Annotated in this window: 15 protein-coding genes; 2 read left to right on the top strand and 13 right to left on the bottom strand. The window is 32.4% G+C overall.

Annotated features, from left to right (window positions below):
• Entirely contained in the window at nt 1-384 is a 384-nt protein-coding gene (locus ACYU7A_RS04715) for a cupin domain-containing protein (protein ID WP_460574501.1), read from the top strand.
• 45 nt (nt 385-429) lie between these two features.
• Here the strand turns inward: ACYU7A_RS04715 and ACYU7A_RS04710 are convergent, their stop codons facing one another.
• The 3 genes from ACYU7A_RS04710 to ACYU7A_RS04700 all read right to left on the bottom strand — a co-directional run bounded on the left by ACYU7A_RS04710 (nt 430) and on the right by ACYU7A_RS04700 (nt 3,416).
• Nucleotides 430-1,470 carry an aldo/keto reductase gene (locus ACYU7A_RS04710; protein WP_460574499.1) on the bottom strand — a complete coding sequence of 347 codons (1,041 nt, stop codon included), beginning with the start codon at nt 1,468-1,470 and terminating at the stop codon, nt 430-432.
• 120 nt (nt 1,471-1,590) lie between these two features.
• Complete coding sequence (locus tag ACYU7A_RS04705; RefSeq protein ID WP_460574497.1) at nt 1,591-2,556, bottom strand: OmpA family protein; 966 nt, start codon at nt 2,554-2,556, stop codon at nt 1,591-1,593.
• Nucleotides 2,557-2,654: 98 nt separating this feature from the next.
• Nucleotides 2,655-3,416 carry an exodeoxyribonuclease III gene (locus ACYU7A_RS04700; RefSeq protein ID WP_460574495.1) on the bottom strand — a complete coding sequence of 254 codons (762 nt, stop codon included), beginning with the start codon at nt 3,414-3,416 and terminating at the stop codon, nt 2,655-2,657.
• A 166-nt stretch (nt 3,417-3,582) separates the two neighbouring features.
• Here ACYU7A_RS04700 and ACYU7A_RS04695 point away from each other — a divergent pair, with 166 nt between their 5' ends.
• Nucleotides 3,583-5,385 (top strand): GNAT family N-acyltransferase, encoded by a 1,803-nt coding sequence (locus ACYU7A_RS04695; protein ID WP_460574493.1) that lies wholly within the window; start codon nt 3,583-3,585, stop codon nt 5,383-5,385.
• Nucleotides 5,386-5,440: 55 nt separating this feature from the next.
• On the opposite strand, the gene ACYU7A_RS04690 is transcribed toward ACYU7A_RS04695, so the two are convergent.
• The 10 genes from ACYU7A_RS04690 to ACYU7A_RS04645 form a co-directional block, all read right to left on the bottom strand.
• Nucleotides 5,441-6,247 (bottom strand): M48 family metallopeptidase, encoded by an 807-nt coding sequence (locus ACYU7A_RS04690; protein WP_460574491.1) that lies wholly within the window; start codon nt 6,245-6,247, stop codon nt 5,441-5,443.
• Nucleotides 6,237-6,677, bottom strand: a complete 441-nt coding sequence (locus ACYU7A_RS04685; protein WP_396143610.1) for a hypothetical protein — start codon at nt 6,675-6,677, stop codon at nt 6,237-6,239. The genes ACYU7A_RS04690 and ACYU7A_RS04685 overlap by 11 nt, the downstream gene beginning before the upstream one ends.
• On the bottom strand, nt 6,674-7,078 hold the full coding sequence (locus ACYU7A_RS04680) for a DUF2752 domain-containing protein (protein WP_460574489.1): 405 nt from the start codon (nt 7,076-7,078) through the stop codon (nt 6,674-6,676). The genes ACYU7A_RS04685 and ACYU7A_RS04680 overlap by 4 nt, the downstream gene beginning before the upstream one ends.
• A 3-nt stretch (nt 7,079-7,081) precedes the next feature.
• A complete protein-coding gene (locus ACYU7A_RS04675) occupies nt 7,082-7,420 on the bottom strand; it encodes a TM2 domain-containing protein (protein WP_298395397.1) in 339 nt (112 codons plus the stop codon).
• Between the two features lie 100 nt (nt 7,421-7,520).
• On the bottom strand, nt 7,521-8,477 hold the full coding sequence (locus ACYU7A_RS04670; protein WP_460574486.1) for a 2-hydroxyacid dehydrogenase: 957 nt from the start codon (nt 8,475-8,477) through the stop codon (nt 7,521-7,523).
• 172 nt (nt 8,478-8,649) lie between these two features.
• Nucleotides 8,650-10,002, bottom strand: a complete 1,353-nt coding sequence (gene mgtE, locus ACYU7A_RS04665) for a magnesium transporter (RefSeq protein WP_460574484.1) — start codon at nt 10,000-10,002, stop codon at nt 8,650-8,652.
• On the bottom strand, nt 9,992-10,771 hold the full coding sequence (gene rsmA / locus ACYU7A_RS04660) for a 16S rRNA (adenine(1518)-N(6)/adenine(1519)-N(6))-dimethyltransferase RsmA (RefSeq protein ID WP_460574482.1): 780 nt from the start codon (nt 10,769-10,771) through the stop codon (nt 9,992-9,994). Before rsmA ends, mgtE begins: the two co-directional genes overlap by 11 nt.
• A gap of 100 nt (nt 10,772-10,871) precedes the next feature.
• Nucleotides 10,872-11,195 carry a DUF4286 family protein gene (locus tag ACYU7A_RS04655; RefSeq protein WP_298309305.1) on the bottom strand — a complete coding sequence of 108 codons (324 nt, stop codon included), beginning with the start codon at nt 11,193-11,195 and terminating at the stop codon, nt 10,872-10,874.
• Nucleotides 11,196-11,236: 41 nt separating this feature from the next.
• The gene (locus ACYU7A_RS04650) at nt 11,237-13,009 is read right to left on the bottom strand and encodes a tetratricopeptide repeat protein (RefSeq protein WP_460574479.1); all 1,773 of its coding nucleotides are present in this window, start codon (nt 13,007-13,009) and stop codon (nt 11,237-11,239) included.
• Nucleotides 13,010-13,714, bottom strand: a complete 705-nt coding sequence (locus ACYU7A_RS04645; protein WP_460574477.1) for a hypothetical protein — start codon at nt 13,712-13,714, stop codon at nt 13,010-13,012. It abuts the gene before it with no gap.
• Between the last annotated feature and the right edge of the window lie 37 nt (nt 13,715-13,751).

Here is a 13,751-nt window from a genome sequence, read left to right as displayed (position 1 = left end):
ATGCTCGAACCATTTATCGTAACAACAATTACAACAAACGAAAACGGAATTTCTGTTTTTTCAGAAACTGATTTTGAAGTGAGTCAACGTGGAGGAATGTTTTTAACGGAACAAATTGCCTCCAAAAATTTCAGAATTAGAAAAAGTGATGTGGGTTACGAAACCGATTTTCATTTAAGTGGTGACCCAACTTTAATAATTATCTTAAAAGGAACTTTGAAAATTGAATTGCAAAATGGTGAATTCAAAACATTTTCTGCAGGAAATTATTTCATTGCGAAAGACAATTTACCTGAAAATGTAGTTTTCGACAACAAAATTCACGGACACAAAGCAAGTGTAATTGGCAATGAAACGCTAGAAGCAATTCATATTAAGTTGTAATCAAACTGAACACTGAACACTGAACACTGAACACTGATCACTGAATCAAGGTGCTGGATTTGGATGAATCTCTTGAATTCTTTCAATTTCAGATAAAATTTCTTTAGATAGAACTACTTCGAATGCATCAATGTTTTCCTTTAATTGTTCCAATGATGTTGCGCCAATAATTGTTGAAAGAACAAAACTTTGTTGATGAACAAAAGCTTCAGCTAATTGAACCAAAGTTAATCCATTTGCTTCGGCTAAGTCTTTGTATAATTTTGTTGCTTTAAAGCAATTGTCGTTGTTGTATCTAGTGAAATTTGGAAACAATTTCAAACGAGAATTTTCAGGATATCCATTCAAATATTTGCCTGATAAAAATCCGAAAGCAAGAGGAGAATACGCTAATAATCCAACATTTTCTCGCATACAAATTTCAGAAAGTCCAACTTCAAAAAGACGATTCAACAAAGAATACGGATTTTGAATGGTTGCAATTCTTGGTAAATTATGCTTTTCGCTTTCGTTTAAAAACTTCATCACACCATATGGGTTTTCGTTAGAAACTCCAATATGTTTTATCTTTCCTTCTTTAATCAATCCATCATAAACCGATAAAACTTCGAAGAAGTTGTCTTGCCATTTGGTATCCAATTCGGTAACGCCACGTTTTCCAAACATATTCATTACTCGTTCTGGCCAATGCATTTGATACAAATCGATGTAATCTGTTTGAAGGTTTTTCAAACTCAATTCTACCGCTTCGTGAATGCTTTTTTTAGAAAAATCTAACGGTTGACGAATGTATTCCATGCCACGATTTGGACCTGCAATTTTAGTTGCCACAACCAATTTTTCTCTTTCTGTGGCTCCAATTTTGTGCAACCAACTTCCAATATGTCGTTCCGTACTTCCAAAGATTTGAGCATTTCCACCAATGGGATACATCTCTGCAGTATCAAGAAAATTTATTCCTCTTTCAATGGCATAATCCAATTGTGAATGTGCTTCGGCTTCAGAATTTTGATTACCAAAAGTCATTGTGCCTAGACAGATTTTACTGATTTTTATATCGGAATTTGGAAGTGTTGTGTAGTTCATTTTATTTATTTGAAAGTGCAAAGATACAAAGTAAGAAAGGGTTTTAAAAAGAAAAAAGTTCAAAGAAATCTCTGAACTTTTACTTTTAACTTTTAAACATTATTAAACTTTTAAACCAATTTAAAGTTCATTCAACATTTTAGAAATCTCATCTAATTTTGGAGTTAAAATTATTTCGATTCTTCTGTTTTTTGCTTTTCCTTCTGGTGTATCGTTGCTCATTAACGGTGCAAATTCACCTCTTCCAGCAGCAGTTAAATTATCTTTTTTAACACCTTTATTTTCTGATAAAATATTTACAATTGCTGTTGCTCTTTTTGTAGATAAATCCCAATTATTTTCGATTCCGCCACCAATATTTCCAAGAATTTTGTCGTCATCGGTGTGACCTTCAATCAAAACTGAAATATCTGGATTATCGGCAAGCACTTTTCCTACAGCAACAACTGCTGTTTTTCCTTCAGCGCCAACTGCCCAACTTCCTGTTCCAAAAAGTAATTTATTTTCCATTGAAACATATACTTTTCCGTTACGTTGCTCTACAGTTAATCCTTTTCCTTCGAATGCTTTCAATGATTTAGAAAGTGTTTCTTTCAACTTTTTCATGCTTGCATCTTTAGCCGCAATGTAGGCTTCTAATTCGCTCAAGCGTTTTGAACTTGCATCTAACTCGGCTTTCAATTTATTCAAACGTTCTTGCTCAGCAGCCATCGATTTCTCTTTAGCTTCCAATTTTGCAAGTAATTCTCTGTTTTTATTGATGTTAGCCGTCAATGCTTCATTGCTATCTTTTTCTAAAGCATTGTAGGATGCTTGAAGTGTTTTCAGGTTTTTATCCGAAGCTGTAAAATCGGCTAAAAGTTTATCACGTTCTGCTTTCAACTTATCATATTCCGATTGTAATTTAGACTTATCAGCTTCCAATTGGTTTTTAGATTTGGTTAAATCTTCGTTACTATCGGCTAAACTTCTGTTTTCTTTTTTCAATTCGGCAAACTTGTTTTCCAAATCGTTGTATATTTTTTTAGAAACACACGATGTTGAAAGTGCCACAATCAATAATCCTAAGGAAATTCTTTTAATCATTTTAAATTTATTTTTTTGAATCGAATCAAAATTAAAGCATCAAATTGGTTTTTGGTCTATTGGTTTTATTTGTTATTGACATTGTTATTGACAATTTTCTAATCAATCTCAACCACAATCGGGCAATGATCAGAATGTTTGGCTTCAGGTAAAATTACTGCTCTTGTCATTCTGTCTTTTAAAGTTTCAGAAACTAGATTATAATCGATTCTCCATCCTTTATTGTTTCCTCTTGCTCCGGCGCGATAACTCCACCAAGAATAATTATGTGGTTCTTTATTGAAATGACGAAAACTATCTACAAATCCTGATTTCATAAAACCATCCAACCATTTTCTTTCTGATGGCAAGAATCCTGAAACCGTTGCATTTCTGATTGGATCATGAATATCAATAGCTTCGTGACATATGTTGTAATCACCACAAATAATCAAATTTGGAACTTCCTTTTTCAAGTGATTGATATAATTTTGAAACTCATCCATATATTGAAATTTGAAATCCAATCTATCGATATTGGTTCCTGAAGGCAAGTATAAACTCATAATGGAAACATCATCAAAATCTACTCTAAGGTTTCTTCCTTCAAAATCCATGTGTTGAATTCCGGTTCCGTAAACTATATTTTTAGGTTGTGTTTTACACAAAATAGCAACGCCAGAATATCCTTTTTTCTCAGCTGGAAAATAATATTGGAAAGGATAACCTGCTTCCGCAATTTCAAGAACAGGAATTTGATCTTCTTGAGCTTTAATTTCTTGTAAACAAATTACATCGGGATTTGCTTGTTGCAACCAATCTAAAAAACCTTTTGTTATTGCGGCTCGAATGCCATTTACATTATAGGATATGATTCTCATAATTGAATTTTATAGTTTTTCAAAAATAACTAAAAACCTGAAATCTATCTATGTTAAATCTAAAATATAAGTTTTGTTTAACCTTTTTTTGATTTCTGCATTTTTTCAAAAATCCATTCAAATAGAATTACTATCTTTGTTTCTTGCTCAATAAACAAATAACTGAATGGGTTTAGTCACTGCTAAAGAAGTTGCAAAAGCAATAAACGCTGATAAGTACGGAGTTTTCGGTACTTTTTCGGGTTGGTTGCTAATGAAAATTTTAAAAATTTCTACCTTAAATAAAATTTATGATAGAAATAAGCACATAAAAGACGTTGAGTTTTTGAATGCAATTCTAAACGATTTAGAAATTAAATTTGAAATCCCTGAAGAAGATTTTAAACGTCTTCCAAAAGATGGTGCCTACATTACTATTTCCAATCATCCACTTGGTGGAATTGACGGTATTTTGTTATTGAAATTAATGTTGGAAAAAGAACCAAATTTCAAAATCATAGCCAATTTTTTATTGCACAGAATTGAGCCAATGAAGCAATACATCATGCCGGTAAATCCGTTTGAAAATCATAAAGATGCTAAATCTAGCGTTATCGGAATTAAAGAAACGTTACGTCATTTGAGTGATGGAAAACCTTTAGGAATGTTTCCTGCTGGTGAAGTTTCTACATACAAAGATGGCAAATTAGTAGTAGATAAAGCTTGGGAAGAAGGTGCAATTAAAGTAATTAGAAAAGCCCAAGTTCCTGTTGTTCCAATATATTTTCATGCGAAAAATAGTCGATTATTTTATTTTCTTTCTAAAATTGGCGGCACACTTAGAACAGCAAAATTACCATCAGAATTATTTTCTCAAAAAGATAGGATTATTAAAGTTAGAATTGGAAAACCTATTTCTGTTGCCGAACAAAATGAATATAAATCAATTGATGAATATTCTGAATTCTTGAGAAAGAAAACCTATATGTTGGCCAATTCTTTCAATGAAGAAAATAAATTATTGAATGTTCCTAACTTAAAAACTCCGAAAAGTCCAAAGAAAATCGTTACACCTGCAAGCCAAGAAAAAATGATTGCCGAAGTGGAAGAATTGCGTAAAACCGATTCTAGATTTTTTCAAAGTAAGAACTATGAAGTATTTTTTACAGAAGCCAATAAAATCCCAAACATTCTTCATGAAATTGGACGTTTGCGAGAAATCACTTTCCGAGAAGTTGGTGAAGGAACAAACGAATCTATCGATTTAGATAAGTACGACAAATATTATCATCACATGTTTTTGTGGGATGAAGAAGCAAAAAAAGTTGCTGGTGCTTATAGAATGGGATTAGGTTCCGAGATTTTTCCTAAATATGGAATGGATGGTTTCTATTTGAATGATTTGTTTCGATTTGAAACTGAATTGCACGATATGATGAAAAGTTCTATCGAAATGGGACGTGCTTTTATCGTAAAAGAATACCAACAAAAACCAATGCCTTTGTTCTTACTTTGGCGCGGAATTATTCATACAACCTTACGTTATCCTGAACATAAATTTTTACTTGGTGGCGTAAGTATCAGTAATCAATTTACCGATTTTTCTAAGTCGTTGATGATTGAGTTTATGAAATCCAATTATTACGATCCTTACATTGCGCAATATGTGCATCCTAAAAAGGAATTTAAAGTAAAATTAAAAGATGCGGATAAGGATTTTATCTTCGATGAAGCAGAAGCCGATTTGAATAAATTTGATAAAATCATTGACGAATTAGAACCTGGAAATTTAAGATTACCGGTTTTAATCAAGAAATACATAAAGCAAAATGCACGTTTAGTTGCCTTCAATGTTGACCCATTATTCAACAATGCTATTGATGGTTTAATGTACATAAGAATTGCTGATATTCCTGAAAGCACCATGAAACCTGTAATGGAAGAATTTCAAGCCGAATTGGAAAGAAAGTTGAGCGAGAAACACGAGTAGTGGTTCAGTGTTCATAATTATAAAAAAAGCTAAACTTTTCAGTTTAGCTTTTTTTTTATTCCACATTATTCTTAATCAAAACCTTGTAATCTTCCCACTCTTTTTGGGTTAGAGTTTGTATCTTTTTGTATTTCTTACCTTTAAGATAATCTAAAATATATTTTGCTCTTTCCTCAGAATCGGGATGCGTTGAAATCCATTCTAGAGTATTAGGCACATTCTGAGCTTGGGCTAATTCATACATGAAATCGGCCATTGGCTCTGGATTGATGTCAGCTTCTAATAGATATTTTACACTTTCCATATCAGCTTCTTTTTCTAACGTTCTGTCGTATGCTGTAGAAGACAAAGTATTCAAAATTTCTTTTAAAATTGCTCCGCCTTTACCACCTGTTGCAGCAGAAAGAATTACTGATAATCCTATTTCTTTAGAAAGTTTTTTCATCACGTGATTGTTTTGAATATGCGCAATTTCATGACCTAAAACACCTTGCAATGCTTCTTGTTTTTTGCAATCTTCAATCAATCCTGTATAAACTACTAAGTGATTATTAGGTAAAGCAAATGCGTTTACTTCGTCTTTATCAATAATGTGAACTTTCAATGAATCACGTTCAATATCGTTGGCTTCACAAATTGGCAAAATCAATTTATCTAATGTTTTTACAATAGAATCATTCAGAATTACATCTTCCGTATCTTGAATTTGATCCCAAATTAAATCGCCAATATTATTTTCGGCAGAAGCGGTTCTTTTTTCAATTTCGAATAAGGAAACAAAGTCAATTCTTGATAATCCGAAGAACATTCCGAAGAATAAAACTAGAATAACGATTCCTTGAACTAACGTTTTATTTATCATTTGGTTTGCAGATTAAATTAGTTAAACTTCCAAAAAACCATTGTTGTACATGAATTCCTTTTCGTGTTTGAACGGCACTATAAATAGTAGAAACAAACTCTAATAAATTGAAAAAAATTACCGTAAACAAATACGCAAAATAATAATTGGTAGGTTTTTCTCCTCTAAAAATAATTGAAACAGTCCACCAAAATCCGAAGCTGTTCATGCAAAGCAAAGCCATTTGTGAAAATAAAGCTTGAAGACAATGCCAACGAACAAAATAAGTTCCTTTTCTGTTGGCTAAATAGAAGAAAAAAGTTGCAAACAAATTGATTATTGGCAACGGCAAACCAGCAACTAAAGCTACCAAAGACATCAAATAACTATTAGATGCTTTTTCAGATTCGTGCTCTGAAGGTTTGTAGGGAAAAGTAGTATCGTATATCATAATCCTTTATATATATTCCAAATCCAATTGAGTAGTACTAAAATAATTAAAGTAATCGCTATCCATTTTGTTCGAATGATTTCTTCTGTTTTTTTATACCAAAAATAGAAGGTGTCCTTTTTTGTAATTATATCAAATAAAATCCAAATTGGTGCAATCACCATGAGTATAGCAACAATTATTCCGAAAGGATTCATTTGAAGTGAAGCAGCAAAATTTCCTTCTAGAAAAAGCTGAACCGCACGAGTTGTACCACAAGAAGGACAAGCATAACCTGTCACATTTTTGATAATACAAACAGTTAAATGAGAACTTTCGGAATAATTTATTTTATAAAAAAGATAGGCTAAGCCAAAAAAACAAACTATAAAAACAATAGCATATAACTTGTTTTTGGTCATTGTTTAGTATAACGAATTTTGGAAAGTTTCCATGTTTTTTTCACGAGTTGCTCCCATGATTAAAAACCAATCAATAATTGCCCAAATTCCTAATCCACCACAAGTTAATAACTTTCCAATTCCCATTCCTGTATCACCAATCATGAATCTATCAATTCCTAATTGACCTCCAAGTAATGAAACAATGATACTTGTTGTTGGATCTTTAAATTGCATAGTTTGAACCATTCCCCATTTTGAATCATCAAGAGTTAATAATTTTTCTCTTACTGCCATTAAATGATGTGCTTCAAAAAATTTTGAATTGGTCATCATGAACATATCTACTTTACTTGATTCCATAATTTTTGTTTTGTTGGTTAGTGTTATTGATTTTTAATTTTACTAAAATATAAAATTTTAATAATAAGACGAACAATTACTACAAAAGTTACTAAAAAAGTTATCCTTTATAATAATTGACGATTTTATCGACAATAGTTTGTGCTAATTTTTGATGACTTTCAAAGGTCCAACCAGCAATATGTGGCGTAAGAAGAACTTTATCTGAATCTAATAAATACTGAAAAGCTGCTGGTTTCTCAGTGTCTATAAATAAGTTTTCAAACGAAAGTTTTTCATATTCTAAAACGTCTAAACCTGCGCCGAGAACTTTTCCTGATTCTAATGCATTCACTAAATCGGTAGTTACTACATTTTTCCCTCTTGATGTATTGATAAACCAAAATGGTTTTGAAAACGAATTGATAAATTCTGTATTTACCATTTTATCGGTTTCTGGCGTCCATGGAAGGTGTAAACTCAAAACATCGGCTTGTTTTTGAAGTTCTTGCAATGAAACTTGAGTAGCGTTTTCATCGGAAACATGTTCTAAAATATCGTGACAAAGTACTTTTACATCAAATCCACGTAGTTTTTTGGCAAAAGATTTTCCCATATTTCCATAACCAATTATTCCTACAGTTTTACCTTCTAGTTCGTAACCTCGATTGCCTTCACGAATCCATTTTCCTTCGCGAACTAACTTGTCGGCGCGATTTAATTTGTTCATTAATGACAATAACATTCCGAGTGCATGTTCGCCAACAGCATTGCTATTTCCTTCTGGCGCAGCAATTAAATGAACGCCTTTTTCTATTGCATAATCACAATCGATGCTTTCTAAACCTGCGCCAACTCTGGCAATAAATTGCAAATTGGTTGCTTTGTCGAGAAATGTTTTATCGATTTTGAATCGCGAACGAATCACAATTCCTTTATAGTTTTGGATTTTTGCTTCGACTTCTTCTTTTGTGGAAGTGAAATCTTCTTCATTAGTGAAACCTGCTTGTTCAAGTTGATTCCATAATAACGGATGATTGCTGTCGATGTGGAGGATTTTTACAGTTTCGGGTTTCAAGGTTTCGGGTTTCGGGTTTCGGGTTAATGCAAATTTGTTGGTTAAAGATAAACATTTTTTGAAAACCGAAACAAAAGGAAAAGACAAATACAATCTAGCCCTGATTGGAGGAAATGCCGTGCATGACGTAAAGCAGGAAAATGGTTTATAAATAATGACCAAGCCATTCGCTCTAAAACCCTAAAATCAATTTAGCAATCGAAAAGTAAATTAAGATTCCACAAATATCGTTACTTGTAGTGATAAATGGTCCTGTGGCAAGTGCTGGATCGATTCCGAATTTATCTAGGATAAGTGGAATGGAAGTACCTATTAAGGATGCAATGATGATTACTGAAACTAAAGCGATGGTCACAATTACTCCTATTTTGGTTTCTACACCTAATAGAAAATGGCTTCCTATAAATAATAAGGTTGCTAGAATTAATCCATTGAATAAACTCAAGGAGATTTCTTTTAACAATCGATTAAATATGGTGCCGCTGATGGTGTGATTAGCCAAACCTTGAACAATAATTGCTGATGATTGAACGCCAACATTTCCTGCCATCGCGGCAATTAGTGGTGTGAAAAAGAATAATTCTTTATGAAATTGCATCGCGCCTTGAAAACTTTCGAGCAATGTTACGCTTATAAAACCTCCAAAAAGTGCAAGGACTAACCAAGGCAAACGTGCTTTGGTCAATTCAAGAATGCTATCATCAGCTTCAACGTCTTGTGAGATACCGGCAGCTAATTGGTAATCTTTATCAGCTTCTTCCTTGATAACGTCAACGATGTCATCAATGGTAATTCGACCAACCAATCGTCCCATTTCATCAACAACTGGAATGGCTTCCAAATCGTATTTTTGCATGATTCGTGCTACCTCAACATTGGAAGCATTGACACGAACAGAATCTACTTTTTTGATGTAAACTTCACTAATTGGTGTTTTAGTGGAAGTGGTCAATAAATCTTTTAAAGATAATCTTCCTTTAAGACGATTTTCATCATCAACGACATATATAGAATGAACACGAGTTACATTTTCAGCTTGAATTCGCATTTCTTTTACGCAAGTTAGTACGTTCCAATTTTCGTTGACTTTTACCAACTCTTTTCCCATCAAACCTCCGGCTGTATCTTCGTCGTAACGTAATAAATCTACAATATCTTTAGCATGCTCAACGTCTTCAAGCTCAGAAATTACTTCTTCTTTTTTGCTTTGTGATAGTTCGGCAATAATATCTGCTGCGTCATCGGTGTCAAGTTCATCAAGCTCTTCAGCAATTTCTTTGGCAGAAAGTCCGCGAAGTATTTTTTCACGAACGTCGTCTTCAAGTTCGGTTAGAATTTCGGCAGTAATTTCGCTATCTAATATTTTGAAAATATAGATGGCTTCATCGGTTTCTAACTCATCAAAAATTTCGGCAATATCAGCATGGTGCAAGTCGTTCAACAAAATTTCCAACTCTTGGTCGTTCTTTTGATGAATTAATTGCTCTATTTGAACTAAAAGTTCTTTGCTGATTTTAAACTGCATTGGCCTCTATTTTTTGGGTAAGTTCAATAAATTGTTCTACCGATAATTGCTCTGGTCGAAGATCAAAAATAGTATCTTCTCTTAAATTATCGGACAAATTTAGTGATTTTAAACTGTTTCGCATAGTTTTTCTTCGCTGTTGAAAAGCAGTTTTAACTACTGTAAACAACAACTTTTCGCTACAAGGCAAGGAATAATTCTCTTTTCTACGCATACGCATCACGCCAGATTTTACTTTTGGTGGTGGATCAAAAACGGTTTCGTCAACGGTAAAAAGATATTCAACCTCATAAAATGCTTGGGCTAAAACTGACAAAATTCCATAGACTTTACTTCCTTTTTTAGAACAAATTCTTTCAGCAACTTCTTTTTGAAACATGCCTGAGAACTCTGGAATTTGATTGCGATATTCTAAAGTTCTGAAAACTATTTGAGTAGAAATATTGTAAGGAAAGTTACCAATGATTGCGAATTGTTTTCCGTCAAAAACCTCGTTGATATTGTATTTCAAGAAATCTTTAGAAATGATTTTATCTTTAAGTTTTGGATAATTGGCATCAAGATACGCTACCGATTCTGTATCGATTTCAATAACATAAGTCGTAATTGGTTTTTCCAATAAATATTTGGTCAAAACACCCATTCCTGGACCAATTTCTAATAAGTCATCATAGCCTTCAAGATGTAAAGTATCGGCAATGGCTTTAGCGATAGATTCGTCTTTTAAGAAATGTTGTCCGAGGTGTTTTTTTGCTTTTACTTTTTCCATTTATGCTGAATTTATTTCAGTGTGTTGTTTGCCACAAAGGCGCTAAGTCGCTAAGTTTTTTTCTCGCAAAGGCTCAAAGGCGCAAAGCAAATTGTTTGTTTTAATTCGTCTGAAAAAATTCCGAGATCATTTCCAACTCCGTTCTGAAAGCTAACATTTTGTCTCCAAAAAGTCTTGCTCCTTCTTCTCTTAATCTTGGCGCATCTTCATCGTAATAGCGTTGCAAAGTTTCCTTGCTATCAGTAGTGTATTGAATGGCGTAGGTTGTTCCGCCCATTTCTTCTTCAACTAAAACTTTTACCATTCTAGCTGAAGAGAATTTTCCAGTGGCAAGAACGTCATTTATGTGTTTGGTTTGCATCCAATTCATCCATTGATTGTGGACACTTTCATGGATGTTTACTGTTACGTTGTATAATATCATATGATAATAAATTGCTGTTTTTAATTACTGCTATCTAAATACTAAATTGAATCACCTCGAAGTTTCCTGTATTTTTTCTGTGAAGTTACATAGTGAATACTGTCTTCATGTTTAGTGATAACTTCTTCATAAAGTGGTTTTGCTTTTTCAATATCATTCAATTGATTGTAAATTTCGGCAGAATAAAATAATGCCTCATCTATATAGATACATTCTTTAAAATTATCTAAAATCAACTTATAATTTGCCAAAGCAGCATTAGTATCACCTAATTCTTCATTGATTTTTCCAATTCTTAATAAGGTTACTGGTTCAATGGCATCGCCTTTATTTTCTTTTAAAATAGCTTGAAAAGCAGTAAGTGCATCTTGCTTTTTCTCTTGATATAATAAAAAATCGGCGCGAGCAAATTTCTTTAAGGCAACTTGTGTCGAATCTTCAACAGTGTTATCTGAAATTAAAAGAAATAAATCTAAAGCGTCATTAGCAATCAACTGGGTTGAAGCCGATTTTAAAACTTTCAATTGGTGTTCTGCCCATTTAAAGTCAGCTTTAAAATAACTAGTTTTGGCTGTTTTTAAGCTTGCTTCTTGACCAATAGGACTATTGTTAGCGTCATTCTCAATTTGCGAATAATAGATTAAGGCTTGATTGAATTTTTCTTCAAATAATAAAATATCTGCCAGCTCCATTTTAACTTCTGCCACTTGATCTCTATTCAATGGCATTTCTAAAACGTTCTTCAAAATTACTTTCCCAGTTTCTGCATCTTTCATGTTAAATGTCACAAAATGTGCTTTAATTTTCAAAAGAGATAAAGAAAACGGACTAACACCAAACTCCTTTATTAAATTATCCAATTCAAGATTAATTGCTGGATAATCTTTAGGAAGCGCTTTATCAATTTTCATTTCCATTAAATAGGAATGTGATTGAATTTGCAAATCCAAATCTTTAGTGTTTTCAAGAACAAAACCTAATATTTCTTTTGCCGCTTCTTGATCATTTTCTTCAATAGCTAATTGACCTAAATTTACAATGTTTGAAAAAGATTCTGGATTTCTTTTGTAAATAGCTTTTTCTTGAATAAAGGCTTTTCCATACTCCTTTTGTTGAACATAAAACCAACTCAAAAATTCATTCCAAAATATATCTTGATTTTTTTGAATTCTAACTAGTAGGGCTTTCTTTAAAGCATCGTTGAAAGTTACATCTGTTTCTTCCGTTGTAAAACGAGATAACTGATTTTGAATCATAATCAAGTTTTGAGGATTGGTATATGCTTCTGTCAAGAACATGTCAATCATCTTATCTGTTTCGCCTTTCTGACCATAAAGCAAAGCCATTTGGAAATTAAAATTGAACTTGGGCTCCAACGAAACTGCTGTTTGATAAGCCAATAAAGCATAATCCACCAAGGCTTTTCTATCAAAAACATAGGCTATTTGATACACCTCACTTGGATTCTTCTTAATTTTATCAATAGCTTGATCGTAATACTTGTTGGCCTTTTCTTGATTTTTTTGAAGTTGATAATTATACCCTAATTCAACTAAGAAATTGCCTTGTTTGTATTTGTCTAATCGTTCCTGAATAGCTTTTTCTGCCTTATCAAATTGTTGTAACTGCTGATAACATTCTACTGCTTTCTGAAAATAATTGAAATTATTAGGCTGTGCTTTTAGCAGTTCTTCATAACTTACCAAAGCCTTTTCAAACTCACCTCTATCAAAGTAGTTTAGCGCCAATTGTTCGTTTTGACCATGAACAAATAGTGATAAGAATATAAATAATAAAGCAATGATTTTTTTCATTTAATAATCAATTTCTGAATCAGTGGTTAAATCTTCTAATTTTATTAGTTTTTCAATTTTAATGCTTTTCCAAGTTGTTTTTGGATTACTTTCTTCAAATTCGTTCATTCCTGTAATTAGTTCTTTCTTTTTAGATAGAAAATTAATGCTCTCCGATTCACTTTCACCCGATGACCTATGAAAACTATCCGAATCATATCCTATTAAAACAAAACTATTATCTTGAAATCTAAACTTGTATTTTCTATCTGTTACATACCAACTACCACAGCTTAACCAATAATGCAAATCTATATTTAGAATGCCATTTTTAATTTCAATTCCGCCATTTTCCATAAATGGATCATCCAAACAAGGACTTTCTGAATCATCTTGCGAAGGAATAAATTTTTTATTGATACTTTTCAAAACATATTTTGAATCTGTTTTAAATAAAACCAACAAAAACCTTGGATTGACATTCAACGTGTCTTTTCCAAAACCTCCGTTTAAAACAATATTTTCTGTTGCAGTGTTTTCAATTACAAAGGCAACATCATTAATTTTATCTTTATTCAAATCGCCTTCTGACTTTGCAATAATCTTCCATTTTCTTGGAACAAAGTCAGTAATTAACTTTCCTTCTTTAGGAATAATTGGCTGGTTATTTTGTGAATTCACAAGGGTAACTGAAACCAAAAAGAATAAATATAATAATTGTTTCATCAAATACCTTTAAAAAACAATGTACTAAAGTAACACA

The sequence above is a fragment of the Flavobacterium koreense genome, from assembly GCF_054776075.1.
The sequence above is the reverse complement of the archived record's forward strand: the minus strand, read 5'-3'. Positions and strand labels throughout refer to the sequence as shown.

Bases quoted from the DNA above. Each gene is read 5' to 3' on its own strand.
- ACYU7A_RS04645 (WP_460574477.1), bottom strand. From the start codon at position 13,714: ATGAAACAATTATTATATTTATTCTTTTTGGTTTCAGTTACCCTTGTG.
- ACYU7A_RS04690 (WP_460574491.1), bottom strand. From the start codon at position 6,247: ATGATAAATAAAACGTTAGTTCAAGGAATCGTTATTCTAGTTTTATTC.
- ACYU7A_RS04715 (WP_460574501.1), top strand. From the start codon at position 1: ATGCTCGAACCATTTATCGTAACAACAATTACAACAAACGAAAACGGA.
- rsmA (WP_460574482.1), bottom strand. From the start codon at position 10,771: ATGGAAAAAGTAAAAGCAAAAAAACACCTCGGACAACATTTCTTAAAA.
- ACYU7A_RS04655 (WP_298309305.1), bottom strand. From the start codon at position 11,195: ATGATATTATACAACGTAACAGTAAACATCCATGAAAGTGTCCACAAT.
- ACYU7A_RS04650 (WP_460574479.1), bottom strand. From the start codon at position 13,009: ATGAAAAAAATCATTGCTTTATTATTTATATTCTTATCACTATTTGTT.
- mgtE (WP_460574484.1), bottom strand. From the start codon at position 10,002: ATGCAGTTTAAAATCAGCAAAGAACTTTTAGTTCAAATAGAGCAATTA.
- ACYU7A_RS04705 (WP_460574497.1), bottom strand. From the start codon at position 2,556: ATGATTAAAAGAATTTCCTTAGGATTATTGATTGTGGCACTTTCAACA.
- ACYU7A_RS04695 (WP_460574493.1), top strand. From the start codon at position 3,583: ATGGGTTTAGTCACTGCTAAAGAAGTTGCAAAAGCAATAAACGCTGAT.
- ACYU7A_RS04685 (WP_396143610.1), bottom strand. From the start codon at position 6,677: ATGATATACGATACTACTTTTCCCTACAAACCTTCAGAGCACGAATCT.
- ACYU7A_RS04675 (WP_298395397.1), bottom strand. From the start codon at position 7,420: ATGGAATCAAGTAAAGTAGATATGTTCATGATGACCAATTCAAAATTT.
- ACYU7A_RS04680 (WP_460574489.1), bottom strand. From the start codon at position 7,078: ATGACCAAAAACAAGTTATATGCTATTGTTTTTATAGTTTGTTTTTTT.
- ACYU7A_RS04710 (WP_460574499.1), bottom strand. From the start codon at position 1,470: ATGAACTACACAACACTTCCAAATTCCGATATAAAAATCAGTAAAATC.
- ACYU7A_RS04700 (WP_460574495.1), bottom strand. From the start codon at position 3,416: ATGAGAATCATATCCTATAATGTAAATGGCATTCGAGCCGCAATAACA.